A 22,212-nucleotide genomic window follows, 5' to 3' on the forward strand; every position below is an offset into this window, starting at 1 on the left:
GGGGCGAGGGCAGTCGCGACGTTGCCTGCCCGTCCGTTCGCGGGGGCTCTTGCGCCCGGCAGCCACAGGGCGCAAGGGTCCTGCGCAAGCTTGGAGGAGACGTCATGACCACCAGCCCCGCATCCGTCCTCGGTGTTCCGCAGCCCGCTTGGGCCGGCGAGGACGTGGCGATGCTCTACGACATGGCGACGAAGTTCCTCGAGGCCGAGATCGCACCGCGCTACGAGGAGTTCGAGAAGGCGGAGATCTTCGACCGCGAGAGCTGGAAGAAGGCCGGCGAGAACGGCCTGCTCTGCGCCTCGATCCCGGAAGAGTATGGCGGCTCGGGCGGCACCTATGCTCACGAGAGCGCGATTATCGAGGCGATCAGCCATGTCGGCGTCGACGGCTTCGGCATCGCGCTGCACAATTCCATCGTGGCGCCCTACATCCTCCACTACGGCTCGGAGGAGCAGAAGAAGAAGTGGCTGCCGAGGATGGCGACCGGCGAGCTCATCGGCGCCATCGCCATGACCGAGCCCGGTGCCGGCTCCGACCTGCAGGGCGTGAAGACCCGGGCGGAGAAGGACGGCAACCACTACCGCATCAACGGCTCCAAGACCTTCATCACCAATGGCCAGCTCGCCAACCTGATCGTCGTCGTCACCAAGACCGATCCGGCCAGGGGTGCCAAGGGCACCTCGCTGATCGTGGTGGAGACCGACGAAGTCGACGGCTTCCGGCGCGGCCGCAACCTCGACAAGGTAGGCTTGAAGTCGAACGACACCTCCGAGCTGTTCTTCGACGACGTGCGCGTGCCGACGTCGAACCTGCTCGGCACCGAGGAAGGGCAGGGCTTCGTCCAGCTGATGCAGCAATTGCCGCAGGAGCGGCTGCAGATCGGCGGCACGGCGATCGCGGCAATCGAAAAGGCGCTCGCCATCACCATCGACTACGTCAAGGAGCGCCGCGCCTTCGGCAAGGCGGTCATCGACTTCCAGAACACCCAGTTCAAGCTCGCCGAGCTGAAGACGGAGGCCACCGTCGGCCGCGTCTTCTACAATGACTGCGTCGCCCGCCACGTCGCCGGCGGCCTCGACCCGTCGACCGCCTCGATGGCCAAATACTGGCTGTCGGACCTCCAGGGCAAAGTCATGGACGAGTGCGTGCAGCTGCATGGCGGCTACGGCTTCATGAACGAATACCCCATCGCGCGCATGTGGCGCGATGCCCGCGTGCAGCGCATCTATGGCGGCACCAACGAGATCATGAAGCTCTTGATCGCGCGGGGGCTCTGAGCATCATGTCGGAACACACCGCCACGATCAGCTGGCGCCAGGACGAGGACGACCACTTCACGCTCGGCCGCTACACGCGCGTGCACGAGATCGCCTTCGACGGCGGTACGACGATCCAGGCCTCCGGGGCGCCGCAGAACGTGCCGGCGCAGTTCTCGTCGGAGATGGCCGTCGATCCCGAGGAGATGTTCGTCGCTTCGCTCGCCTGCTGCCACATGCTCTGGTTCCTCGACTTTGCTCGCCGGGCGGGCCTCGACGTGCGCTCCTACCGTGACAATGCGGTGGGCACGATGGGGAAGAACGCCGCGGGGCGCACGGCCATCCTGACGGTCACGCTCAGGCCGCTGGTCGAGGTCGAAGCCGACGCGGCGCTGCTCGACGACCTGCACCACAAGGCGCACGAGGCCTGCTTCATCGCCAATTCGGTCACGACCGTGGTCACGGTCGAGCCGCAGGGGTAGATCGGGCGCTGCGCCGCGCCCATATCGGTGGCGAGACGCCGCCCTGTCCGGGCCAGTCCCCGGATCGACGGGAGGATTTGACGGCTGGCAGAGGGCCTTCGGGACCAGCCAGCCGCCAGGACGACGAATACGAACCAGCGGCAGCCCACGAGCGGCCGCGCCAAAGAGGAGACTTCCGATGGCTGACGCTTATGTCTACGACGCCGTGCGCACGCCGCGCGGCCGCGGCAAGAAGGACGGATCGCTGCACGAGGTGCCGGCGGTGCGGCTCGGCGCGAAGGTGCTGGAGGCCGTGCGCGATCGCAACGGGCTCGACACGAGCCAGGTCGACGACATCGTCTTCGGCTGCGTCGACCCGGTCGGCGAGGCGGGCTCGGTGATCCCGCGCGCGTCCGCCTTCGAGGCGCGCTACGCGACCGAGGCGCCCGGCATCCAGCTGTCGCGCTTCTGCGCGTCCGGTCTCGACGCCATCAACATCGGTGCGGCCAAGATCGCCGGCGGCTCGGACGACATCGTCATCGCGGGCGGCGTGGAATCCATGTCGCGCGTCGGCATGGGCATGTCGGGCGGCGCCTGGTTCATGGATCCCTCGGTCGGCCTGCCGTCCTACTTCGTGCCGCAGGGTATCTCGGCCGACCTGATCGCCACCAAGTACGGCTTCTCGCGCGACGACGTCGACGCCTATGCTGTCGAGAGCCAGAAGCGCGCCGCCAAGGCCTGGGAAAAGGGCTGGTTCAAGAACTCGGTCGTCGAGATCAAGGACCAGAACGGCCTGACCATCCTCGACCGCGACGAGCACATGCGGCCTTCGACCGACATGCAGTCGCTGGCCTCGCTCAACCCGTCCTTCATCATGCCAGGCGAGATGGGCGGCTTCGACGCGGTGGCCGTGCAGCGCTATCCCGAGATCGAGGCGATCAACCACGTCCACCATGCCGGCAACTCGTCGGGCATCGTCGATGGCGCGGCGGCCGTGCTGCTGGGCTCCAAGAAGGGCGGCAAGGCGATGGGGCTGAAGCCGCGCGCCCGCATCCGCGCCTTCACCAACATCGGCTCCGAGCCGGCGATCATGCTGACCGGTCCGGTCGACGTGACCGAGAAGCTGCTCCAGCGCGCCAAGATGAAGCTGTCGGACATCGACCTGTTCGAGCTCAACGAGGCCTTCGCCTCGGTGGTGCTGCGCTACATGCAGGCCTTCGACATCCCGCACGACAAGATGAACGTCAACGGCGGCGCAATCGCCATGGGCCACCCGCTCGGCGCGACCGGTGCGATGATCTTCGGCACGGTGCTCGACGAGCTCGAGCGGCGCGACCTGAACACCGCGCTGGTGACGCTCTGCATCGGCGCCGGCATGGGCACCGCGACGATCATCGAGCGGGTCTGACGCTTCTTTCCCTTCTCCCCGCGTGCGGGGGAGAAGGTGGCCTGAAAGGCCGGATGAGGGGCAGGGCCAGGGTCAGAACGTTCGCGCCGCCCCTCATCTGCCTGCCGGCATCTTCTCCCAGCAAGCGGGGAGAAGAAAGCAGTTCCACCGTCGCGCTCGTCCGCTGACGCAACCGATTTCAAGGAGGGATTTCTCCAATGGCAAAATACACCAACTTCAAAGTCGAAACCGATGCCGACGGCATCGCGCTCGTCACCTGGGACATGCCCGGCAAGTCGATGAACGTCTTCACCGAGGAGGTGATGAACGAGCTCGAGAAGATCGTCGACCAGGTCGCGGGCGACGAGGCGATCAAGGGCGCGGTCGTGACGTCCGGCAAGGACTCGTTCTCCGGCGGTGCCGACCTCACCATGCTGCAGCGCATGCTGAAACTGTTCAAGGACGAGAAGACGAAGGATCCCGACGCGGCGATCAAGATGCTGTTTTCCGGCGCCGGCCGCATGAACTGGCTGTTCCGCAAGCTGGAGACGTCCGGCAAGCCCTGGGTCTCGGCCATCAACGGCACCTGCATGGGCGGCGCCTTCGAGCTGTCGCTCGCCTGCCACGCCCGCGTCGCCGCGGACAGCGACAAGGTCAAGATGGGCCTGCCCGAGGTGAAGGTCGGCCTGTTCCCCGGCGCCGGCGGCACGCAGCGCGTGCCCAGGCTCACCGATACGCAGGGCGCGCTGCAGATGCTGACCTCGGGCCAGTCGCTGTCGCCCAAGAAGGCGAAGCAGATGGGCCTGATCACCGAAATCGCCGCGCCCGACGCGCTGGTCGAGACGGCCAAGGGGCTGATCAGGAACGGCCTCAAGGCTGTCGCGCCGTGGGACGTCAAGGGCTTCAAGCTGCCGGGCGGACCCGTCTACTCGGCCGCCGGCGCCAACCTCTTCCCGCCGGCGATCGCCATCCTGCGCCGCGAGACCTATGGCAACTACCCGGCCGCCAGCGCCATCCTGAAGTGCGTCTACGAGGGCCTTCTCGTCCCCTTCGACACCGCGCTGAAGATCGAGCAGCGCTATTTCACCGAGATCATGCAGACGACGGAGGCGGCGATGATGATCCGCTCGCTGTTCATCTCGCTGCAGGAGCTGAACAAGGGCGCGCGCCGTCCGGCCGGCGTGCCGGACACCAAGTTCCAGAAGATCGGCGTTCTGGGCGCGGGCTTCATGGGCGCGGGCATCGCCTACGTGACCGCCAAGGCCGGCATCCCGGTGGTGCTGCTCGACCGCGACATCGCCGCCGCCGAGAAGGGCAAGGCGCATTCGGAAGGCCTGATCACCGACGCCGTCAAGAAGGGCCGCGCCACTGCCGAGGAGAAGGATAAGCTCCTGTCGCTGATTACGCCGACGGTCGACTACGCCGACCTGGACGGCTGCGACCTCGTCATCGAGGCCGTGTTCGAGGATTCGGAAGTCAAGAAGGGCGCCACGGAGCAGACGGAAGCCGTCATCGCAGAGGACGCGATCTTCGCCTCCAACACCTCGACCATCCCGATCACCGGGCTTGCGAAGAACTCGAAGCGGCCGAAGAACTTCATCGGCATCCACTTCTTCTCGCCCGTCGACCGCATGATGCTGGTCGAGATCATCCTCGGCAAGAAGACGGAGGACAAGGCGCTGGCGGTGGCGATCGACTATGTCCGCGCCATCAAGAAGACGCCGATCGTGGTCAACGACACGCGCGGCTTCTATGTCAACCGTTGCGTGCTGCGCTACATGGCCGAGGCCTTCCAGATGCTGATCGAAGGCGTGCCGCCGGCGATGATCGAGAACTCGGCCAAGATGGCTGGCATGCCGGTCGGGCCGCTTGCGCTGACCGACGAGACCGCTATCGACCTCGCCCAGAAGATCATGAAGCAGACGATCCGCGACCTTGGCGAGAAGGCGGTCGACAAGGACCAGTTCGCGCTGATCAACACCATGGTCGACAAGCACGGCCGCCACGGCCGCAAGAACGGCAAGGGCTTCTACGACTACCCCGCCAAGCCCGCCAAGAAGCACCTGTGGCCCGGACTGAAGGATCTCTATAAGCAGCAGGATCCGGACACGATCGACGTCGAGGAGCTGAAGCAGCGCTTCCTCGTGACGATCGCGCTGGAGGCTGCGCGCGTGATGGAAGAGGGCATCGTCACCGATCCGCGCGAGGCCGACGTCGGCTCGATCCTTGCCTTCGGCTTCGCGCCCTATACGGGCGGCGCGCTGTCCTACATCGAGGGAATGGGCGTGAAGCAGTTCGTCGACCTGGCGAAGAAGCTGCAGAAGAAGTACGGCGCACAGTACAAGGCGCCGAAGCTGCTCGTGGAGATGGCCGAGAAGGGCCAGACCTTCTACGGCCGCTTCGACCCCTACAAGGCGGCGAAGAAGGCGGCTTGAGGCGCGAGGGGCTCCTCCGCCCTTCGGCAGGTATCCTGGCGCGGCGCCGACGCCTCCCTCCCCCTTGGGGGGAGGGTAAGGGTGGGGGTGCCTGGCGGGAGGTAGACAAGAGATCTTGTTTCGCCCTTCGGGCGGACCCCCACCCCTAGCCCCTCCCCACAACGGGGAGGGGGACGCGCGGGGCGGGCCGCCCCCCTAACCGTGGAGTCACGCGTCTGGCAGGTCCTGCGGACACCCGCAGGGGGCAGGGCGGCGAATAGCGCCATGCAAGGAGTTCATCATGTACGTCTGGGGACGCATGGCCCGCATGATGCTCACCGCGCGCTCGCGCGGGGCCTATCGCATGGGCGAGGAAAGCAGGCTGTCGTTCCGCTGCCTGCCGACCGACGTCGACACCAACCTGCATCTCAACAATGCCCGCTACATGATGCTGGCCGACATCGGCCGCATCGACATCTTCCTGCGCGCGGGGCTGCTCGGGCTTGCGCGCCGTAACGGCTGGGCGCCGATGATGGGTGGGCTGCAGGCGGTCTACGTGCGCGAGATCCGGCTCTGGAAGCGCTTCGAGGTGGTCTCGACCGTCGAGACCTGGGAGGACACCCAGGTGATCGGCCGCCACCGTTTCGTGCTGGAGAACGGCGAGACGGCGGCGCTGGTGATAACGACGGCGGGTGTCTACGACTTCAAGAACCGCCGCTTCGTGCCGATCGACGCCATCGTCTCCGACCTAGGCGCCCGCATCGCACCACGCCCTCCGTCGGAGGAGGAGCGCATCTTCATGGCCTCGCATGCGGGTCTGCGGAAGCTGGCGAAGGGGGCGGGGTAGCCCGTTCCAGATCGCGAAGCGGCTTACTCGCGGCTGATTGAGATGCTATTCTCCCTTCAGGAGCCAATTGCATGACCAAACTGGAAAACGCCATCAAGGATGCCGAGCGACTTCCCGAAGAGCTTCAGGAGAGGCTTGGCGAAGATCTGCTGCACTTCATCGACAAATATTTGGCGCTTCGAGATGACCTCGAAGCCGCGATCGCCGAGATCGATGCTGGCAAGGGAATACCCGCAGAAGAAGTGTTTGCCGAGGTGAGGGCTTCGCTTGGCGCGTAGGAAAGTCCTCGCGCCACTGGCGCGCCGCGACATCAAGGATCTTGCCGACTACATAGGGGCCCAGGACGGCGCGGCTGCACTGCGGCTTGTCGGACGCATCGAGAAGACGATCGAAGTTGCTGGCGCAGCGCCCTCATGTGGGGCCGCCCGCGATGCTGCCGTTCTCGCTGCCGATGCGGAGAATGTCGGTTCCGACATACATCGTCTCCTATGTTCCGACGGAGACGGAACTCATCGTCTTTCGCGTGCTCCATGCATCGCGCGATCTCGCCGATCCGGCGCTTTTCGACCAAGGGTGAACCCATGCCTGCCACCATCGACTATTTCCTGACCTGCGCCTCGCCGTGGGTCTATCTCGGTCACGACGCCGCGCAGGCACTGGCGGCGCGACATGGCGCGACGCTGAAGGTGCGGCCGGTCAATCTGGGCGAGATGTTCAAGGTGTCGGGGCAGGTGGGGCTCGCCGACCGGCCGGCGGTCAGGCAGCGCTACCGGCTGATCGAGCTGCAGCGTCATGCGGCGTCTCGCGGCAAGCCGATCAACGTCAGGCCAAAGCACTTCCCCACCAATCCGGCGCTCGCCGACCTGACGATCTGCGCCATCCTCGCCGACGGCGGCAACCCGATGGACTACATGGGCAAGGTCTTCGCCGCGCTCTGGGCGCAGGAGCAGAACGTCGCCGACGAGACGACGCTGGCTTTCCTCCTGTCGGCGTCGGGTTTCACGCCGAAGGACGTCCTTGCCAGGGCACAGACGGCGGAGGTTGCGGAGATGCGGGCGAAGAATACCCAGGATGCCATCGATGCGGATGCCACCGGCGTGCCGTCCTTCGTGCTGAACGGCGAGCCCTTCTGGGGGCAGGACCGGCTCGACCTGCTCGACGAGGCGCTCGCGTCGGGCCGGGCGCCCTACAAGGCCGACATCTGAGGCGCGGTCGGCTGGACAAGTGCCGCGACGGCCGCTAGAAACGTGCCGAAGGCATTTATTCCTGTTGCGAAGGAGAGCCACGATGCTCTCGCACGACCGAGTCTGGGCGGCGATCGACGCGCTCGCCGATCGCTATTCGCTGTCGGCATCGGGGCTCGCCAAGCGCGCGGGGCTCGATTCCACCGCGTTCAACAAGTCCAAGCGCCAGTCTGCCGACGGCCGCCCGCGCTGGCCATCGACGGAGTCGCTCGCCAAGATCATGGAAGCCACGGGCGCCTCGCTCGACGAGTTCGTCGCCCTGGTCCAGCCGGGTCGCGGACGGTCGGTGGCGCTCGACCGGCCGCTGCCGGTGCAGCGTTCGTCCGTGCCGCTGATCGGCTTCGCGCAGGCGGGTGCGGGCGGGTTCTTCGACGATGCAGGCTTTCCGGCCGGGCATGGCTGGGACCTTGTCGAGATACCCGATCGTTCGTCGGAAGCGGCCTACGCGCTCGGCGTCCAGGGCGACTCGATGCTGCCGCTCTATCGCGACGGCGACGTGCTGATCGTCGAGCCGGGCGCTTCCATCCGCAAGGGCGACCGCGTGGTCGTCAAGACGACCTACGGCGAGGTCACGGCGAAGGTACTGGCGAAGCGGACGTCGAAGCAGGTGGAGCTCCTGTCCCTCAACCCCGAGCACCAGCCGCGCGTGATTCCCATCGCGCAGGTCGAGTGGATCGCCCGCATCGTCTGGGCGAGCCAGTAGCGTGACCGTGCCTCCGCTCTTCTCCGCAGTGGCGTTTCTCGCCATGTCGATCGGCGTCCTGCCCGCCGCCGCTTCGCCGATGCTGCTCGCCCAGGCGGTGGATAACGGCGGCCGCACGATAAGGCAGATCGCGCCGGAGATCGTCGCGCCGCCCGCAGTCGACGACGGCGACCTCGAACGCGAGGCGCCGCGCGAGCCGCTGAGCGAGCTTGGAACCGCAGGACCGCCCGAGCGGACGAGAGCGCGCGGTCCGGCTACGGACGCAGCCGCCAGGGGATCGGCCAAGCCGCAGCTCTTCCGCCCCGTGGCGTCGGCCGCGGGACGCATCGAGGCCGACGGGCTGACGATCGCCATCGCCGGCATCGAGGTCCTCGAACCCGAGCAGTCCTGTCGCGGGGACAATGGCGACTGGCCTTGCGGCATGGTTGCGCGCACCGCCTTCCGGTCCTTCCTGCGCGGCCGGGCGCTCGACTGCGACCTGCCGGATGGCGAACTGCCCGACAGGCTGACCGCCAGCTGTCGCCTCGGATCGCAGGATCTGGGCGCTTGGCTGGTCTCGAACGGCTGGGCGAAGGTGTCGAGCACCGGTCCCTATGCGGGCGAACAGGCCGAAGCCGTCGAGGCGCGCCGGGGGATGTTCGGACCGGGACCGGGACCGGCGCCGCTGCCGCAGGCACCCGATCCGGCAAGCGCGACGACACCGGCGAACGGGACCGTACCCGCGGCGCCCGAGGCGGTGCAGCCGCCGGTCACAGGCGCGCCTGCCACCGAAGCTGCGCCCGCCCCGATCGAACGCCGGCCACTGCCGGAGCCCAAGGGACTCTACTGAGGCGACGGCGGTCCCGACGGTTTCGCACCGGACCGGGACGCGTCAGTCGAGGGTGCCGGCGAGCGCGTTCTCGATGAGGGTCTTCGTCTCGGCCACGCCGTAGAGCGCGGCGAAGGAGCCGAAGCGCGGTCCGCGCTCCTGGCCGAGGAGCACTTCGTAGATCATCTGGAAGAAGGCGACCGAGACGCCGGGGCCGCCGGTGGGGCTCTTCTTCGCGTGGTCCTGGTAGCGCTCGATGCCGCGCGCGACGTCGAGCGCGGCGTTCTGGATCGCCTCTCCCTCGGCGCCCTGGGGCAGGGCGCCCAGCCTGTCGGCCAGCGCCTGCAGCGCCTGCCGCTCGACGTCGTCGGCGGCGCGGAACGTCTTGGCGGGCTTTACGAAATCGTCGAAGTAGCGGATGGCGTAACCGACCAGCCGGTCGAGTTCCGGATGGGTCTGCGGCGTCACGCCCGACGCATGGCGCGAGATGAAGCCCCACAGCACCCCCGGCTCGTGCGCGTTGGATGCGCTGACGAGGTTGAGCAGCAGGCCGAAGGATACCGGCAGCTCGATCGCAGGCGGCTCGCCCGAGTGGATGTGCCAGACCGGGTTGCCCAGGCGTTCCTTCCAGTCCTGGCGCTGGTAGGCGGCGAGAAACTGGTAGTATTCGTCGACGGCGCGGGGAATGACGTCGAAATAGAGCTTCTTGGCCTGTCGCGGACGCTGGAACATGTAGAGCGCCAGGCTCTCGGTCGGCGCATAGGTCAGCCACTCGTCGATGGTCAGGCCGTTGCCCTTCGACTTCGAGATCTTCTGCCCGTTCTCGTCGAGGAACAGTTCGTAGACGAAATGCTCCGGCGCGCGTCCGCCGAGCGCCTCGCAGATGCGGTCGTAGACGCCCATGTTCGGGCCGTGGTCCTTGCCGAACATCTCGAAGTCGACGCCGAGCGCCGCCCAGCGGGCGCCGAAGTCCGGCTTCCACTGCAGCTTCACCTTGCCGCCGGTCACGGGCAGCGTCGTCTCGGTGCCGTCCTCGTCGTCGAAGGTGACGGTCCCCGCCTCGGCATCGACATTCTTCATGGGAACGTAGAGGACACGGCCGCTCTTCGGCGAGATCGGCAGGAAGGGCGAATAGGTGGCGCGGCGTTCCTCGCCCAGCGTCGGCAGCATGATCGCCATGACCGCATCGTAGCGCTCCGCCACCCGCTTCAGGATCGCGTCGAAGCGGCCGGACTTGTAGTAGTCGGTCGCGCTGGCGAAGTCGTAGTCGAAGCCGAAGGTGTCGAGGAAGCGCCGCAGCATCGCATTGTTGTGATGGCCGAAGCTCTCGTAGTCGCCGCCGAACGGGTTCGGGACCACGGTCAGGGGCTTGTGCAGATGCGGCTCCAGGGACGACCTGTCCGGCACGTTGTCGGGGATCTTGCGCATTCCGTCCATGTCGTCCGAGAAGCAGAGCAGCCGGGTGGCCACCTTGTCCTCGGTCAGGACGCGGAAGGCGTGGCGCACCATGGTGGTGCGGGCCACCTCGCCGAAGGTGCCGATGTGCGGCAGTCCCGACGGGCCGTAGCCGGTCTCGAAGAGCACCGTTTCGGGAAAGCCGCTGCCGGCGTAGCGGGCGATGATCTTCTTCGCTTCCTCGAACGGCCATGCCTTGCTTTCGCGGGCGGCTGCGAGGATTTCGGGCGACAGGTCGATCATGGGCGTGGCTGTGGTCATTGGCTCTTTGCGGGTGGGTGAAAGGCTCTAGGCCGGGGCAGGGGGAGCGTCAATGACACGCGGTGTTTTTCCTTGCGGGGCGAACACCGCGTTCCTACTTTCCCACGACTTGAATCGTCAGCCATGGAGCCCGAATTGATACGTCCCGCCAGCGTCCAGGAAGCCCTCGTCCACATCATGGTGGTCGTCTCGGCCTCCGACAGCAACATGACCGACCGGGAACTGGCGAAAATGGGCACCGTTGTGCAGACCATGCCGGCCTTCGCGGATTTCGACCCCGAACAGCTGCTCGACGTCACTAGGCGCAGCCACCAGCTGCTCCAGCAGGAGGGCGCGCTGAACGACATCATCGCGTCGATCGCCGAGGCGATCCCGGCGCGCCTGCGCGATACGGCCTACGCCTTCGCGGTGGAGATCGCCGCGGCCGACCGCCAGGTGCGGCCCGAGGAGCTCCGCATCCTGCAGATCCTGCGCGGGCATCTCGGCCTCGACACGCTGACGGCAGCCGCCATCGAGCGCGCTGCGGTCATCCGCCACCGATCGATGGTCTGAGCGCCGGCCGGGCTTCACTGCATCGTGGCTTGTGCGTGATCCGGCCGGGCGCCATCTGAACCCCGTTGGAGGGCGCCGGAGCGTCCGCGCGAGGGAAATGCCATGTCCGAAGCCGCGATCCGCCTCGCCGCCTTCCTGTCGATCTTCGCCGCGATGGCGGCGTTCGAGCTCTGGTCGCCGCGGCTCGAGCGCGACGAGATGCGCGGCGCACTGAAGAGCCGGCGCTGGTTCACCAATGTGGCGATGGTGGTGCTGTCGTCGGTTCTGGTGCGCATCCTGTTTCCCGCCGCGGCCGTGGGCGCCGCGCTCTGGGCGCAGACGCAGGGCCTGGGGCTGTTCAGGCTCGCTGGTATCGACCCGGTGCTTGCCGGCATCGCGGGCTTCGTGATCCTCGACCTCGCGGTCTGGCTGGAGCACTGGGCAAGCCACAGGATTCCGATTCTGTGGCGCATCCACCGCATGCATCACGCCGATACCGGCTTCGACCTGACCACGGCGCTGCGCTTCCATCCGCTCGAGATCGTGCTGTCGATGGTCTGGAAGGCGGCGATCGTCGTGGTGCTCGGCGTTCCCGTGGTGGCGGTGCTGGTGTTCGAGATCGTGCTCAACGGCATGGCGATGTTCAACCATGCAAATGCGCGGCTGCCGCTCGGTCTCGACCGCGTGCTTCGCCGGTTCGTGGTCACGCCCGACATGCACCGCGTGCATCACTCCTCGATCCCGGCCGAGACCGATTCCAACTATGGCTTCAACTTCCCCTTCTGGGACCGGATCTTCGGCACCTACAACGACCAGCCGCGGCTCGGGCACGACGGGATGGAGATCGGCCTGCGCGAGTTCCGCGACGGCTCGCCCGCCAATCTGCTGTGGGCCCTGGCCCTGCCGTTCCGGGCGTCGAAATCCGTGGTCGGCAGTCAGAAGAAGCTGATCGGGAAATAGCGCAGGTAGAGTTCGGTGAAGATGCCCTTCGCGTCGATCTCGCGCAGCGCGTAGTCGAAGGCGTCGACCAGCTTCTCGTCCTGCGGCCGCACCGCGATCGCCATCCCGGTTCCCAGATAGCCGGGGAGCAGGTAGGGGCCGCCCGCAAAACGGCAGCAGGTCTCCGAATCCGTGCCCGCCAGCCAGAAGGACAGCCGCATGCCATCGTCGAACACGGCGTCCGTCTTGCCTTCGCGCAAGTCGTCGAACATCCAGTCGGCGCGGCTGTAGACCACGACCTTCGCCTGCGGGAAAAGATCGCGCAGGATGCGCTCGTGCGCGGATCCCTCGCGCACGCCGATGCGCCGGCCCGCGGTCGCACGGAACATCGGCTCGGCCAGCGTGGTGTCGCGCCGCGCGACGAAGCGGGCGGGTAGTTGCAGGTAGGGCCGCGAGAAGGCGAAGCGGTCGCGGTTCTCCCGCGTGATCGCGATGCCGGCGAGCAGGGCCTCGCCTTCTCCGGCCTCCAGCGCCATGGGAAGGTCGGTCCACGGCAAGGCCTGGATCTGGCACTCCTCTCCCAGGCCCAGCTCCGCGCAGATCGCCCGCGCCAGGTCGACGTGGAAGCCCGACAGCCGTCCCGCCTCATCCAGGAAGTTGAAGGGCGGGAAGTCGACGGTCGTCAGGAAGCGGAGCCGGGTGACATCGGTGATTTCGGGCTTCGGCAGCCGCTCCCGGGCATCCCAGAAATTCGGTGTCAGTTCCTGCGCCGACGCCGCAGTCATCGACAGCAGAAGCAGCAGGATGAGCCGGATCGTGCGAGACAGCTGTCATTCTCCCTTTGCCGGGCCCCCGGGCGCGGACAGGCGACGGCTTTCGATAGCAGGTCAGCCGAACCGCCGGCAAGCCGGGCATCGTGATCGCTGTCTGTCCGCGCGAGGGCACCGGACCGGGTACGTTCCGCCAGGCGCTGCGTCCATTGCTCATCCGGCAGGCATGTCTCTGTGGTGTCTATCGGCGAGGCGGCTCTGTCGTTGCTGGGCTGTTCTTGCGGGCTGGAAATCACGCGATGATTGTGCATCAATATCGACAAGTGTATGCCCGTCTTCTAGACTGGGTTGAAGGACGGGAGAACGTGCAGTCAGGGGCAGCGGCGACCGCATCGGGGGCGACGGCGGCACGGGCCGCTTTTGCGGCCAGGCGGATCGGGGCGGATCCGAAAGGGGACAGATGGGCGAAGCGCTGGCGCGGAACGGATCCGCAGGCCTCGACGTGCATCCCGGGCCGGCGACCGGGCTAGCCGGGACCGTCGGCAACCGGCTCGAAGGGGCGAGCCATTTCGAGCGTGTACGCCTGCCGGACGGCTGGGCGGACGTTCTCCGCGACCTCGGCGTGGACGATCGGGCGGCGATGCTGATTGCCGAGCGGGCGCGCGCGAACCGCACCGGCTTCCACGCAGAACTCCTCGCATCGGGGCGGGTACGGGAAGACGCGCTCTTTGCCGCCGTCGCAAAGACGCTCGGCTTGCGCTTCCTTCAGCACGTGCCGGCGGAACGGCTGGTGATCGACGAGAGCCAGGCGATCACCGCGTTGCGCGGCATGCGCCGGAACGCCATCGCCACGTTGCGTGGCGGGAATGGCACGCCGATCTTCGTCCTGGCGCCGCAGGACCTGAACCTCGCCAGCCTCCGCACGCGGCTGCACGCCACGCCAGGTCTGGCAAGGCGCCTCGCGATGACGAGCCCGACGGCTCTTCGCACGGCACTGCTGGCACGGGCGGGGCCGGCGCTTGCGCGGGAGGCATCGCTCGGGTTGTTCGGCCGCGCACCCGATCTCTCGGCGCGCTTCGTGACCAACCCATGGCAGGCCTTCGCGACCGGCCTATTCCTGGCCGGCGCACCCGTTCTCCTCTACGTTGCACCCAAGGCGACGGTGCTTGCGGCCTCGGCCATGTTGACCCTGCTGTTCCTGGGCTGCGTCGGCCTTCGGCTTCTCGCCGGTCTGCGGCACCATCCGGTCCGGCCTGCGCCGGATTTACCGCCTCACGGCACCGCGCTGCCTGTCTACTCCGTGCTCATTGCTCTGCACCGGGAGGCGGAGGTGGTGCCCGACCTGCTCGCCGCACTGGGCCGGATCGACTGGCCGCGCAGCCGGCTGGAGGTGAAGCTGGTCTGCGAAGCCGACGATGCGGAGACGCTGGCGGCGCTGGAGCGCCATGCGTTGCGCTCCTGGGTGGAGGTCGTACGGGTGCCGCCGGGCGAGCCGCGCACCAAGCCGAAGGCGCTCAACTTCGCCCTGCCCACCTGCACGGGCGACATCGTCGCGCTCTACGATGCCGAGGACCGGCCGCATCCGCAGCAGTTGCGGGCGGCCTGGCACGCGCTTCGCACCGGGGGAGAAGACCTGGCCTGCGTGCAGGCGCCGCTGCAGATCGCCAATGCCGCCTTTGGCGTGCTGCCCTTCATGTTCCGGATCGAGTTCGCCGCGCAGTTCCGCGGGCTGCTGCCGTGGCTGGCAGGACACGACCTCCTGATCCCGCTCGGCGGCACGTCCAACCATTTTCGCCGGGCTGCGCTCGAGGAGGTCGGCGGGTGGGATCCGCACAACGTCACGGAGGATGCGGATCTCGGCGTGCGGCTCGCCCGCTTCGGCTACCGGGTCGGGGTGATCGATCCGCCGACGCTCGAGGACGCGCCCGAGACCTTTCCGATCTGGTTCCGGCAGCGGACCCGTTGGTTCAAGGGCTTCCTGCAGACCTGGCTGGTGCACATGAGGACGCCGGGCCGGCTCTACCGTGAGCTCGGACCGGGCTCCTTCACGATCTTCCACCTGATGATCGGCGGCGTCGTCGCCTCGGCGCTGCTGCATCCGCTGCTGCTGGTCACGATGCTCGGGCTGGTGTTCAGGCTGGTCGTCGAAGGAGGCCTGCCGCGGCACGAAGCCATCGTGCTCGGGCTGGCGACGATGAACGTGCTCGGCGGCTACGGGGCGCAGCTGCTCTTGTCATGGTCGAGCCTCGATCCGGCGGAGCGGCCCGGCTTCTGGAAGGCCGCGCTGCTGACGCCGGCCTACTGGATGATGCTGTCGGCGGTGGGATACCACGCGCTCTGGGAACTCGCTCGAAACCCGCACCACTGGGCCAAGACCCCGCATCGACGCTATCGCCGCCAGGCCTTGCCCAGCAGCGACAATTCGGCGGGGGTGCCGTTGCTCGCCCGCCTGCGACGTCACTTGCCTGCGACGTCGGCGCCCGAGCAGACGATCCTGTCGTCCTCCTTGCCGATGACGGAATCGTCGCGGCCCGCATAGGGCAGCGTGGTCAGGATGCGGCGGATGGCCGCCAGCCGGGAGCGCCGCTTGTCGTTGGCCCTGAGCACCGTCCACGGCGCATGGTCGGTGTGGGTGTGCTTCATCATACGGTCACGTGCGCGGGTGTAGTCGTCCCATTTCGTCATGCCGGCGAGATCGATGGGGGAGAACTTCCACACCTTCAGCGGATCGTGACGCCGGTCGTGGAAGCGCTCGAGCTGGGTCTCCTGGCCGATGTTGAGCCAGAACTTGAAGAAATGAATGCCCTCGTCGACGATCATCTGTTCGAATTTCGGCGTCTCCTCGAGAAAGAGCCTGTGCTGCTCGGGCGTGCAGAAGCCCATGACGGGCTCCACCCCGGCGCGATTGTACCAGGAGCGGTCGAAGGTGACGAACTCGCCGGCCGTGGGAAACTGTGCCACGTAGCGCTGGAAATACCACTGTCCGCGCTCCGTCTCGGTCGGCTTGGTCAGCGCCACATTGCGGGCCGAGCGCGGGTTCATGTACTGGCGCACGACGAAGATGGTGCCGCCCTTGCCGGCGGCGTCGCGGCCCTCGAACAGGATCATGACGCGCTTGCCGGTGGATTGCAGCCAGTACTGCAGCTTGACGAGCTCGACCTGGAGGTTCTCCAGCGTCTCCTCATAGTCCTTCTTGTCCATCTTCTTGTCGTAGGGATAGCCGCCCGCCGACATCGCCTTGTCCTGCACCCAGTCGGGCAGCTTGGGGTCGTCGATGTCAAAGACGCGCTCCTTCCCGTCGACGACGATGCGGATCGGCTCGTTGGGCGGCATGGGCGGCGTTGGGCGCGTCGGCATTCCAAATTCTCCTCACGATGGATGGCGACATGCTATTGAGCGACCCGCGCGCCGTCCAGCCGGGGCGGGCAGGACGGACAGCGAAGGCCGCGCGGCGGCGAGGAGTGCGATGATCGAGACCGAGGGCGAGACGCTGGCCGGGGGAAGCGTCATCCTGGCGCGGCTGGCCGGGAGCCGCTGGCCCCTGCTGGCCTCCGCTGCGGCGATCGGCGCGCTCGGCCTCGCCGGCGAGGTGGCGCCGCTCTGGCAGGCGCTGGCCTTCGCGGGCGTCGCAGCGGTCGCCGGGCTTGCGCCGCGCCGCACCGTTCGTCGTCGGAAGAACGAGACCGAGGCGGCGGCGGTGATCGGCCTCGACGGCCATCCGGCCCGCGAACTCGCCGAAGCCGTACCCGATCCGCTGATCGTGTTCGACCGGCACGGCATGATCACCAACGCCAACACAGCCGCCCGTACGGCCTTCGGCAAGCTCGACGCGGGAACGCTGCTGACCCTGCGATTCCGCACGCCCGAATTGCAGGGCCTCGTCGCCCAGCTGCTCGCCGGCACCGGCGTCCCTCCCTTGTCGGGCGACTATGCCGAACGGGTGCCGATCGAGCGCTGGTTCCGCGTCTCGGGTGCGCCGCTCGGGCAGGGAAGCGGCCTGTTCGTGCTCGTGTTCAAGGACCAGAGCGAGATGCGCCGCATCGATCGCATGCGCTCCGACTTCATCGCCAATGCCAGCCACGAGCTGCGTACGCCGCTTGCCTCGATCGCCGGCTTCGTCGAGACCCTGCGCGGGCCCGCGCGCAACGACGCGAAGGCGCGCGACCAGTTCCTGCAGATCATGCAGACCCAGACGGGCCGCATGGCGCGGCTGATCGACGACCTGCTCTCGCTGTCGCGGCTGGAGATGAAGTCCTTTTCTGCGCCGGCCGAACCGCTCGACCTGAAGGCGCTCATCGACGGGGTGCTCGATGCGCTGCGGCACCTGGCCGCGGAAAGCGGTGTGACGATCGAGAAGGTCTATCCGGCCGAGCCGGTCGCACTGCGCGGCATGCGCGACGAGCTGATCCAGGTGTTCGAGAACCTGCTCGAGAACGCGATCAAGTACGGCCAGAATGGCAAGCGCGTGGTGGTGACCGTGGAGACGGGGCAGGGGGCAGCGGGGCCGCGCGTCACCGTGCGCGATTTTGGCCCCGGCATTCCCGAAGAGCACATTCCGCGCCTGACGGAACGCTTCTACCGCGTCGACGTCAACACCAGCCGTACCCAGAAGGGCACGGGCCTCGGCCTCGCGATCGTCAAGCACATCCTGACCCGCCACGACGCACGGCTGACGATCCGCTCGACCTTGGGCGAGGGGGCGGCGTTCACGGTGCAGTTTCCGGGGAAGTAGGGGCTAAGGCAGCGCCCGCAAGGCCAACACGCGACGTTACGGACGGGAACAATTCGGCAACCGAAAGGTTGACCGGGAGACCTCCGCACGTGCCCCGTGCCCAATCCAACCTCCAGAAAAGGAGGAGCAGCCATGTTCCTGAAACTCGCATCCACCACCGCCATCGCAGCCGGCGGCATCGCCATCCTTTCCGCCCCGGCAATGGCGCAGACCGCGCCCCGGGCTGACACCCAGATCTCCGAAGCCTGCATCTACGAGATGAACGACTTCGCGGAGCGCATGAACGAGAACGAATTCTGGCTCACCGGCTGGGGCACCGGCGCCTATGGCGTTCCCCCCGGCCCGCAGTCGACCAGGACCTCGGCGACGACGTCTCCGGCGACGGGCGGTACATCGACCACCGTTCCCGGCGCAGGCACGGCCAGCGGCACGGCGACTATGGCAGCGGACCCGCGTGGCGCCGTCGTGGGCATCGACGCACCGCGCTACCAGATCCGCGCGCTCTACAGTGCTGCCCGTGTCCTTGCCCATCGGGGCGACGGCGAAGGCTGCCAGTACGTCGTCGCCAAGATGAACGAGGTCTATGACGGCTATTCGCAGCAGTTGCAGGAGGCCGGCGTGGACCCCGCATCGGTCGCGACCTGGCGCCAGGAGCAGCTCGCGCTGGCCGAGCCGGTGTCCGGCCGCGAAGGGATGTCGTCCTACCGGATCGACGACATCACCGGCACCGACGTGCGCAATGTCGAGGACGAGAATCTGGGCAGCGTCAGCGACGTGGTAATCGATCCGCAGACCGGCCAGGCGTCCTACGTCATCGTCGCGCGCGGCGGTTTCCTGGGGATCGGCGAGGACCACTACGCCGTTCCATGGAGCGAGATACGCGCCACACCGGGTCTCGACACCATCGTCCTCGACCGAGGCGAAGCCGAGCTCGAGCAGGCGCCGTCCATCGATCCCGACCGGTTCCGGGCCTCCGAGACGATGATGGAGGAGCGTCGCGCCACGGACGCCTACTGGCAGGCCGGCTGAGCCGCGTCGCGCCTATCCATCGGCGAGGGTTCCGCATCCGCGGGACCCTTTTTCGCGTCAGCGGAACATCAGGACCGGCACCTTGCAGCGGCGGACCATGGCTTCGGTTGTCGAGCCGATGACCAGGCTGCGGATGCGCGAGTGTCCATAGGCACCCATGACGAGGAGGCCGATGCCCTGCGTGTCGACATGCGTGCCGATGACGTCGTCGGGTTCGCCCTGCCGGAGCAGTCCTTCGACCTCGAAGCCGGCCTCGCGAAGGCGGTGCACCGGTGCCTCGAGCCTCGACCGGTTTTCGGCGGTGTCGGCGCCGACGGAGAGCACGGTCGCCTTCAGGCCTTTCAGCAGGTTGCCGGATGCGACGAAGTCTACCGCGCGGTTGGCGCTCCTGCCGCCGTCGAAGGCGATGAGGAAGCGGTCGAAGGGCGTGTAGGCCCGGGCCGCGACGAGCACGGGCCGGGTCGCCGTGCGCACGATGCGTTCGAGGTTCGATCCGAGATGCATCCGGGCGAAATCGGCGGCCTCGCCACGCTTGCCCACGACCACCATCGCCGCGTCCTTCTCGAGGTCGGCGAGCGCTTCCATCAGGTCGCCGTGGCGCAGCTTCGTCTCGACATGCTCAACCCCGCCAGCGGCGACGATGGTGCGGGCGGTGTCGAGCAGGGCGCGTCCCTTGGCCTGGGCCAGCCTGGCATGCTGTTCGTCGAGGCGGGCATATTCGTCGAGAAGGGCCGACCGCTGGTCGGCTTCGAGGCTGCCGCTGAGATCGAAGGATCCCGACATTCGTCGGCCCAGCACATGGGCGATCTCCACGGAATGCTCCAGGCGAACTGCCGCCCAGGCGGTGAGGCGGCAAACGCTCTCGGCGTAGGTGGAGCCGTCGATGAAGGCGAGTATCCTGGACATGGTTCTTCCTCCTCAGTGACCGGTCAGCTGGTCGAGCGCGCCCGGCTTGTCGTGAATCGCCAGCCTGTCGACCAGCGTCGCGCTCGCCTCGTTCATGCCGATGACCTCGACATCTGCACCTTCGCGCCGGAACTTCAGGATGACGGTGTCGAGCGCCGCCACCCCGGTCAGGTCCCAGATGTGGGACCGGCCGACGTCGATGCGGACCTTCTCCACCGCCTCCTTGAAGTCGAAGGACTTCAGGAACCGGTCCGCCGAGGCGAAGAACACCTGGCCTTCGACGACGTAGGACCGCTCGCGGCCGTCCGGCGACACCGTGGAGGTGACGCGGAAGATCTGGGCGACCTTTGCGGCGAAGAACAGACCTGACAGCAGGACCCCGATGAGGACGCCGATGGCAAGGTTGTGGGTGAAGACGACGGCCACGACGGTCGCCAGCATCACCACCGAGGAGCGGCGCGGATGGTCGCGCAGGTTCCTGATCGATGACCAGGAGAAGGTGCCGACCGAGACCATGATCATGATGGCGACGAGCGCTGCCATGGGGATGATCGAGACGAGATCGCCGAGACCGACGCACAGGACGAGCAGGAAGACGCCGGCGGCGAAGCAGGACAGCCTGCCGCGGCCGCCGGACTTCACGTTGATGACCGACTGGCCGATCATGGCGCAGCCCGCCATGCCGCCGAGGAAGCCGGTGACGATGTTGGCCGTGCCCTGGCCGACGCATTCGCGGTTCTTGTCGCTGCCGGTATCGGTCAGTTCGTCGACGATGGAGGCGGTCATCAGGGATTCGAGCAGGCCGACCACGGCGACCGCCGCCGAATAGGGCAGCACGATCATGAAGGTCTCGAAGTTCAGCGGCACGTCGGGCAGCAGGAAGACCGGCAGCGTGGCGGGGAGTTCGCCCATGTCGCCGACCGTGCGGATGTCCATGTCGAACCAGAGCGCGATGGCGGTGAGGACGAGGATGCAGACCAGCGGCGAAGGGATCGACCGGGTGACATACGGGAAGAGGTAGATGATCGCCAGGCCGCCCGCGACCATGACGTAGGTCGGCCAGGTCACGCCGATCAGTTCCGGCAGCTGCGCCATGAAGATCAGGATCGCCAGCGCGTTGACGAAGCCGGTGATGACCGAGCGCGAGACGAAGCGCATCAGGTCGCCGAGGCGGAAGAATCCGGCGCCGATCTGGATCACGCCGGCGAGGATGGTCGCGACCAGGAGGTATTGCAAGCCATGCTCCTTCACCAGCGTCACCATGAGGACAGCGGTGGCGGCCGTCGCGGCCGAGATCATTCCGGGGCGTCCACCCGTGAAAGCGATGACGACGGCGATCGAGAAGGAGGCATAGAGACCGACCTTGGGATCGACGCCGGCGATGATGGAAAAGGCGATGGCTTCGGGAATGAGGGCAAGCGCCACGACGAGGCCCGCAAGGAGATCGCCGCGGATGTTGCCGAACCACTCGTCGCGGTAGGCGGAAAGAGAATGCATGGAAATCCGGAAAATGACGGAACCGCCGCAGCCTCGATGGCCATGGATCAGGAACGGACTGGCGGTTCTGTGGTCCGGCGGGTCGGCGGCCGGAAGAGCCACCCGGAATCTCACCGGGTCCTTGCGAGTGCTTCTTAGTATGCCGAACGCGTGCTGCAATGCAACATGAATAGGCGTGTCTGCGTCGCGCCTTTTCGTCTTCCGGTCATGACGGGGCCGTATAAGATCATGATTCGGGTGGAGAACCGGCCATGCAGTCCATTCACATCGTCAACGCCTTCGAACAGGAGCTGAAGTTCCTGGCCAGCCGCATCGCGGCCATGGGAGGCCATGCCGAGCGCATGGTCGAGCAGGCGGTGCAGGCGCTGGTGCATCACGATCTCGATCTTGCCCGCAAGGTGATCGCCGACGATCTGGTGCTCGACGAGGGCCAGCGCGAGATCGACGAGAAGGCGATCGTGGTGATCGCGCGGCGCCAGCCGATGGCCGACGACCTGCGCGCCGTGATCGGCGCGATCCGCATCTCGTCGGACCTGGAGCGGGTCGGCGACCTCGGCAAGAACATCGCCAAGCGGCTGCTGACGATCGCCGACACGCCGCAGCCGGTGCGCCTGTCGCGCGGCATCGAAGCGCTGGCGCAGCTGGCGCTGACCCAACTGAAGGACGTGCTCGACGCCTATGCGACGCGCTCGGTCGACCGGATCAGCCTGGTGCGCGACAGGGATGACGACATCGACGCCATGTACACGTCGCTGTTTCGCGAACTCCTGACCTACATGATGGAGGATCCGCGCAACATCGCGCCCTGCACCCATCTTCTGTTCTGCGCCAAGAACATCGAGCGGATCGGCGACCATGCGACCAACATCGCCGAGACGGTCTACCACATCATCGCGGGCGAGCAGCTGCCGATCGAGCGTCCCAAGGAGGACAAGACCCACCGCGTGACGCTGGACGGCGATTGAGCGGCGG

At 67.1% G+C, this 22,212-nt stretch carries 20 protein-coding genes, 1 pseudogene and 1 other annotated feature; of the genes and pseudogenes, 16 read left to right on the top strand and 5 right to left on the bottom strand.

Features of this window, described 5'->3' with window-relative positions; all coding sequences use genetic code 11:
- Positions 1-104 precede the first annotated feature (104 nt).
- From N1F91_RS17185 to N1F91_RS17225, 10 genes and pseudogenes are all read left to right on the top strand, one after another.
- Positions 105-1,277 carry an acyl-CoA dehydrogenase family protein gene (locus N1F91_RS17185; protein WP_289994141.1) on the top strand — a complete coding sequence of 391 codons (1,173 nt, stop codon included), beginning with the start codon at positions 105-107 and terminating at the stop codon, positions 1,275-1,277.
- A gap of 5 nt (positions 1,278-1,282) precedes the next feature.
- Positions 1,283-1,738 (top strand): OsmC family protein, encoded by a 456-nt coding sequence (locus tag N1F91_RS17190; RefSeq protein ID WP_289994142.1) that lies wholly within the window; start codon positions 1,283-1,285, stop codon positions 1,736-1,738.
- A gap of 178 nt (positions 1,739-1,916) precedes the next feature.
- A complete protein-coding gene (locus tag N1F91_RS17195) occupies positions 1,917-3,125 on the top strand; it encodes an acetyl-CoA C-acetyltransferase (protein ID WP_289994143.1) in 1,209 nt (402 codons plus the stop codon).
- A gap of 197 nt (positions 3,126-3,322) precedes the next feature.
- Positions 3,323-5,539 (top strand): 3-hydroxyacyl-CoA dehydrogenase NAD-binding domain-containing protein, encoded by a 2,217-nt coding sequence (locus tag N1F91_RS17200; RefSeq protein ID WP_289994146.1) that lies wholly within the window; start codon positions 3,323-3,325, stop codon positions 5,537-5,539.
- Between the two features lie 280 nt (positions 5,540-5,819).
- Positions 5,820-6,365 carry a thioesterase family protein gene (locus N1F91_RS17205; protein ID WP_289994147.1) on the top strand — a complete coding sequence of 182 codons (546 nt, stop codon included), beginning with the start codon at positions 5,820-5,822 and terminating at the stop codon, positions 6,363-6,365.
- 71 nt (positions 6,366-6,436) lie between these two features.
- A complete protein-coding gene (locus N1F91_RS17210; RefSeq protein WP_289994148.1) occupies positions 6,437-6,643 on the top strand; it encodes a hypothetical protein in 207 nt (68 codons plus the stop codon).
- Positions 6,633-6,785 (top strand): annotated as a pseudogene (locus tag N1F91_RS31140) (type II toxin-antitoxin system RelE/ParE family toxin); the annotation flags it as partial. The gene N1F91_RS17210 and the pseudogene N1F91_RS31140, both read left to right, overlap by 11 nt.
- Before the next feature lie 161 nt (positions 6,786-6,946).
- Positions 6,947-7,570 (top strand): 2-hydroxychromene-2-carboxylate isomerase, encoded by a 624-nt coding sequence (locus N1F91_RS17215; RefSeq protein WP_289994149.1) that lies wholly within the window; start codon positions 6,947-6,949, stop codon positions 7,568-7,570.
- Positions 7,571-7,652: 82 nt separating this feature from the next.
- Complete coding sequence (locus tag N1F91_RS17220) at positions 7,653-8,312, top strand: helix-turn-helix transcriptional regulator (protein ID WP_289994150.1); 660 nt, start codon at positions 7,653-7,655, stop codon at positions 8,310-8,312.
- Between the two features lies 1 nt (position 8,313).
- Positions 8,314-9,141 carry a thermonuclease family protein gene (locus N1F91_RS17225; RefSeq protein ID WP_289994152.1) on the top strand — a complete coding sequence of 276 codons (828 nt, stop codon included), beginning with the start codon at positions 8,314-8,316 and terminating at the stop codon, positions 9,139-9,141.
- 42 nt (positions 9,142-9,183) lie between these two features.
- Here the strand turns inward: N1F91_RS17225 and N1F91_RS17230 are convergent, their stop codons facing one another.
- Entirely contained in the window at positions 9,184-10,836 is a 1,653-nt protein-coding gene (locus N1F91_RS17230) for a lysine--tRNA ligase (protein WP_289994156.1), read from the bottom strand.
- A gap of 135 nt (positions 10,837-10,971) precedes the next feature.
- Between N1F91_RS17230 and N1F91_RS17235 the strand changes: the two genes are divergently transcribed.
- Together N1F91_RS17235 and N1F91_RS17240 are read left to right on the top strand one after the other, a co-directional pair.
- Positions 10,972-11,388 (top strand): tellurite resistance TerB family protein, encoded by a 417-nt coding sequence (locus N1F91_RS17235; protein WP_289994157.1) that lies wholly within the window; start codon positions 10,972-10,974, stop codon positions 11,386-11,388.
- A 102-nt stretch (positions 11,389-11,490) separates the two neighbouring features.
- Positions 11,491-12,327: a sterol desaturase family protein gene (locus N1F91_RS17240; RefSeq protein WP_289994158.1), complete on the top strand. Its 837-nt coding sequence runs from the start codon at positions 11,491-11,493 to the stop codon at positions 12,325-12,327.
- Here N1F91_RS17240 and N1F91_RS17245 read toward each other — a convergent pair.
- A complete protein-coding gene (locus tag N1F91_RS17245) occupies positions 12,303-13,091 on the bottom strand; it encodes a transporter substrate-binding domain-containing protein (protein ID WP_289994159.1) in 789 nt (262 codons plus the stop codon). The genes N1F91_RS17240 and N1F91_RS17245 overlap by 25 nt on opposite strands.
- A gap of 445 nt (positions 13,092-13,536) precedes the next feature.
- On the opposite strand from N1F91_RS17245, the gene N1F91_RS17250 reads away from it, so the two are divergent.
- The gene (locus tag N1F91_RS17250) at positions 13,537-15,615 is read left to right on the top strand and encodes a glycosyltransferase (protein ID WP_289994160.1); all 2,079 of its coding nucleotides are present in this window, start codon (positions 13,537-13,539) and stop codon (positions 15,613-15,615) included.
- On the opposite strand, the gene ppk2 is transcribed toward N1F91_RS17250, so the two are convergent.
- Positions 15,534-16,433 carry a polyphosphate kinase 2 gene (ppk2, locus tag N1F91_RS17255; RefSeq protein WP_289994161.1) on the bottom strand — a complete coding sequence of 300 codons (900 nt, stop codon included), beginning with the start codon at positions 16,431-16,433 and terminating at the stop codon, positions 15,534-15,536. The two genes, N1F91_RS17250 and ppk2, sit on opposite strands and share 82 nt — an antisense overlap.
- 109 nt (positions 16,434-16,542) lie before the next feature.
- On the opposite strand from ppk2, the gene N1F91_RS17260 reads away from it, so the two are divergent.
- Together N1F91_RS17260 and N1F91_RS17265 are read left to right on the top strand one after the other, a co-directional pair.
- Positions 16,543-17,808 (top strand): ATP-binding protein, encoded by a 1,266-nt coding sequence (locus N1F91_RS17260; protein WP_289994162.1) that lies wholly within the window; start codon positions 16,543-16,545, stop codon positions 17,806-17,808.
- 132 nt (positions 17,809-17,940) lie between these two features.
- Positions 17,941-18,837, top strand: a complete 897-nt coding sequence (locus tag N1F91_RS17265; protein WP_289994164.1) for a PRC-barrel domain-containing protein — start codon at positions 17,941-17,943, stop codon at positions 18,835-18,837.
- A gap of 57 nt (positions 18,838-18,894) precedes the next feature.
- On the opposite strand, the gene N1F91_RS17270 is transcribed toward N1F91_RS17265, so the two are convergent.
- Both N1F91_RS17270 and N1F91_RS17275 read right to left on the bottom strand, forming a co-directional pair.
- Positions 18,895-19,743, bottom strand: coding sequence for a universal stress protein (locus tag N1F91_RS17270; RefSeq protein WP_289994166.1), 849 nt, complete (start codon positions 19,741-19,743; stop codon positions 18,895-18,897).
- A 12-nt stretch (positions 19,744-19,755) separates the two neighbouring features.
- On the bottom strand, positions 19,756-21,240 hold the full coding sequence (locus N1F91_RS17275) for a SulP family inorganic anion transporter (RefSeq protein ID WP_289994168.1): 1,485 nt from the start codon (positions 21,238-21,240) through the stop codon (positions 19,756-19,758).
- Between the two features lie 68 nt (positions 21,241-21,308).
- Positions 21,309-21,364: a sequence feature (sul1 is cis-regulatory element that is thought to sense ions involved in sulfur or methionine metabolism; They are found in Alphaproteobacteria), on the bottom strand.
- Between the two features lie 127 nt (positions 21,365-21,491).
- Here N1F91_RS17275 and phoU point away from each other — a divergent pair.
- Positions 21,492-22,205 (top strand): phosphate signaling complex protein PhoU, encoded by a 714-nt coding sequence (phoU, locus tag N1F91_RS17280; protein WP_289994170.1) that lies wholly within the window; start codon positions 21,492-21,494, stop codon positions 22,203-22,205.
- Positions 22,206-22,212: the final 7 nt, after the last annotated feature.

Source organism: Aquibium sp. ELW1220 (assembly GCF_030398385.1).
In the GTDB taxonomy this organism is placed as follows: Bacteria; Pseudomonadota; Alphaproteobacteria; order Rhizobiales; family Rhizobiaceae; genus Aquibium.

What these genes read in the sequence shown, in the direction of transcription:
- N1F91_RS17230 (WP_289994156.1), bottom strand. Translation starts at nt 10,836, where the DNA reads ATGACCACAGCCACGCCCATGATCGACCTGTCGCCCGAAATCCTCGCA.
- N1F91_RS17210 (WP_289994148.1), top strand. Translation starts at nt 6,437, where the DNA reads ATGACCAAACTGGAAAACGCCATCAAGGATGCCGAGCGACTTCCCGAA.
- N1F91_RS17270 (WP_289994166.1), bottom strand. Translation starts at nt 19,743, where the DNA reads ATGTCCAGGATACTCGCCTTCATCGACGGCTCCACCTACGCCGAGAGC.
- N1F91_RS17265 (WP_289994164.1), top strand. Translation starts at nt 17,941, where the DNA reads ATGTTCCTGAAACTCGCATCCACCACCGCCATCGCAGCCGGCGGCATC.
- N1F91_RS17240 (WP_289994158.1), top strand. Translation starts at nt 11,491, where the DNA reads ATGTCCGAAGCCGCGATCCGCCTCGCCGCCTTCCTGTCGATCTTCGCC.
- N1F91_RS17245 (WP_289994159.1), bottom strand. Translation starts at nt 13,091, where the DNA reads ATGACTGCGGCGTCGGCGCAGGAACTGACACCGAATTTCTGGGATGCC.
- N1F91_RS17185 (WP_289994141.1), top strand. Translation starts at nt 105, where the DNA reads ATGACCACCAGCCCCGCATCCGTCCTCGGTGTTCCGCAGCCCGCTTGG.
- N1F91_RS17205 (WP_289994147.1), top strand. Translation starts at nt 5,820, where the DNA reads ATGTACGTCTGGGGACGCATGGCCCGCATGATGCTCACCGCGCGCTCG.
- N1F91_RS17275 (WP_289994168.1), bottom strand. Translation starts at nt 21,240, where the DNA reads ATGCATTCTCTTTCCGCCTACCGCGACGAGTGGTTCGGCAACATCCGC.
- ppk2 (WP_289994161.1), bottom strand. Translation starts at nt 16,433, where the DNA reads ATGCCGACGCGCCCAACGCCGCCCATGCCGCCCAACGAGCCGATCCGC.
- N1F91_RS17200 (WP_289994146.1), top strand. Translation starts at nt 3,323, where the DNA reads ATGGCAAAATACACCAACTTCAAAGTCGAAACCGATGCCGACGGCATC.
- N1F91_RS17195 (WP_289994143.1), top strand. Translation starts at nt 1,917, where the DNA reads ATGGCTGACGCTTATGTCTACGACGCCGTGCGCACGCCGCGCGGCCGC.
- phoU (WP_289994170.1), top strand. Translation starts at nt 21,492, where the DNA reads ATGCAGTCCATTCACATCGTCAACGCCTTCGAACAGGAGCTGAAGTTC.
- N1F91_RS17215 (WP_289994149.1), top strand. Translation starts at nt 6,947, where the DNA reads ATGCCTGCCACCATCGACTATTTCCTGACCTGCGCCTCGCCGTGGGTC.
- N1F91_RS17220 (WP_289994150.1), top strand. Translation starts at nt 7,653, where the DNA reads ATGCTCTCGCACGACCGAGTCTGGGCGGCGATCGACGCGCTCGCCGAT.
- N1F91_RS17250 (WP_289994160.1), top strand. Translation starts at nt 13,537, where the DNA reads ATGGGCGAAGCGCTGGCGCGGAACGGATCCGCAGGCCTCGACGTGCAT.
- N1F91_RS17190 (WP_289994142.1), top strand. Translation starts at nt 1,283, where the DNA reads ATGTCGGAACACACCGCCACGATCAGCTGGCGCCAGGACGAGGACGAC.
- N1F91_RS17260 (WP_289994162.1), top strand. Translation starts at nt 16,543, where the DNA reads ATGATCGAGACCGAGGGCGAGACGCTGGCCGGGGGAAGCGTCATCCTG.